This window comes from Methylobacterium sp. WL116 (assembly GCF_008039455.1).
Classification (GTDB): Bacteria; Pseudomonadota; Alphaproteobacteria; order Rhizobiales; family Beijerinckiaceae; genus Methylobacterium.
Genome location: NZ_VRUV01000672.1, coordinates 1 through 2,103, shown reverse-complemented (window position 1 = coordinate 2,103; position 2,103 = coordinate 1). Strand labels below are relative to the sequence as shown.

2 protein-coding genes are annotated in these 2,103 nt (G+C 70.1%); both read right to left on the bottom strand.

The window, feature by feature from the left end:
- Positions 1 to 91: 91 nt before the first annotated feature.
- A complete protein-coding gene (locus tag FV223_RS26065; RefSeq protein ID WP_147729650.1) occupies positions 92 to 1,714 on the bottom strand; it encodes an ABC-F family ATP-binding cassette domain-containing protein in 1,623 nt (540 codons plus the stop codon).
- A gap of 70 nt (positions 1,715 to 1,784) precedes the next feature.
- Positions 1,785 to 2,103 (bottom strand): hypothetical protein (locus FV223_RS26060; RefSeq protein ID WP_147729649.1); only part of this gene is annotated, 319 nt, incomplete at its 5' end.

Below are 2,103 nucleotides of genomic sequence, written 5' to 3'. Positions count from 1 at the left end.
TCACGCCCGACGGCATCCACCAGTACGGCGGCGCGGGACGTCGCGGATGCGGTCGAGGCGCCGCAGCTCGTGCCGCGCTCCGGTCCCGTGCTCAGCTGCGCAGGCCGGGCGCCTCCTGGCCCGTGCGGGCGACGTACTCGGTGTAGCCGCCGCCGTACTGGTGGATGCCGTCGGGCGTGAGCTCGAGCACCCGGTTCGAGAGCGCGGCCAGGAAGTGGCGGTCGTGGCTCACGAACAGCATCGTGCCCTCGTAAGCGGAGAGCGCGTCGATCAGCATCGCCTTGGTGCCGATGTCGAGGTGGTTGGTCGGCTCGTCGAGCACCAGGAAGTTCGGCGGGTCGAACAGCATCTTGGCCATCACCAGCCGCGCCTTCTCGCCGCCCGAGAGCACCCGGCAGCGCTTCTCGACGTCGTCGCCCGAGAACCCGAAGCAGCCGGCGAGCGCGCGCAGGGAGCCCTGGCCGGCCTGCGGGAAGGTGCTCTCCAGGTCCTGGAACACGGTGAGGTCGCCGTCGAGCAGGTCCATGGCGTGCTGGGCGAAGTAGCCGAGCTTGACGCTGCCGCCGACCGCCACCGTGCCGTCGTCGGGCTGGGCCGAGCCCGTCACGAGCTTCAGCAGCGTGGACTTGCCGGCGCCGTTGACCCCCATCACGCACCAGCGCTCGCGCCGGCGGATGCCGAAATCGAGGTTTTGGTAGATCGTGCGGCTGCCGTAGCGCTTGTGCACGCCCTTCAGCATCACGACGTCGTCGCCCGAGCGCGGCGCCGGCTGGAACTCGAACGCCACCGATTGGCGCCGCTTCGGCGGCTCGACGCGCTCGATCTTGTCGAGCTTCTTCACCCGGCTCTGCACCTGGGCGGCGTGGCTCGCCCGCGCCTTGAAGCGCTCGATGAACTTGATCTCCTTGGCAAGCATCGCCTGCTGGCGCTCGAACTGCGCCTGCTGCTGGCTCTCGTTGAGTGCGCGCTGCTGTTCGTAGAAGGCGTAGTCGCCCGAGAAGGTGGTCAGCGTGCCGCCGTCGATCTCGATCACCTTGCCGACGATGCGGTTCATGAACTCGCGGTCGTGCGAGGTCATCAGCAGCGCGCCCTCGAACCCCTTTAGGAAGGATTCGAGCCAGATCAGGCTCTCGATGTCGAGGTGGTTGGAGGGCTCGTCGAGGAGCATCACGTCCGGGTTCATCAGCAGGATGCGGGCAAGCGCCACGCGCATCTTCCAGCCGCCGGACAGCTTGCCGACGTCCCCGTCCATCATCTCCTGGGAGAAGCTCAGGCCGGCCAGCACCTCGTAGGCTCGGCCTTCGAGCGCGTAGCCGTCGAGCTCCTCGAAGCGCGCCTGGACCTCGCCGTAGCGGGCGATCAGCGCGTCCATCTCGTCGGCCCGGTCGGGATCGGAGAACGCCGCCTCCAGCGCCTTCATCTCCAGGCCGACGGCGCTGACCGGGCCGGCGCCGTCCATCACCGCCGAGACGACGCTGCAGCCCGACATCTCGCCGACGTCCTGGCTGAAGTAGCCGATGGTGACGCCGCGATCGGTGGCGACCTGGCCCTCGTCGGGCTCCTCCTCGCCGGTGATCATCCGGAACAGGGTGGTCTTGCCGGCGCCGTTGGGGCCGACGAGGCCGATCTTCTCGCCCTTCTGCAGGGCGGCGGACGCCTCCATGAAGACGATCTGCCGGCCGTTCTGCTTGCCGATCTTTTCGAGGCGTATCATGCGGTCAGGGACCCTCGGGATGGTCCCGCGGGCCTTACGGCATCGGGCCCGCGACCGGAAGGGCGCCGGGCTATCGCGCGAAGCGGGCCTGCAGGCTGTGCCCGTGCATCCGCGCCGAGAACACCACCTTGGCGCCGGCGGGCAGCGGCCCCTTGAGCGCGCCGACCATGCGGTTCGGCGCGGCGCCGGCGAGCGGCACCGTCTCGGTCCCGGCCCCGGTCTGGACGAAGGCCTTGCCCGTCAGCCCCGCGGTCGCGGCCGGGCCGCCGTCGTCGTCGGTGACGAAGAACGTCAGCGCGGTCTCCGACGCGACGAGCTCGATCGGATGCCCGTCCGCCACCACCACGACGCCGCCGTTCGGGCCGGCGGCGTCGTGGTGGCGGACGGGC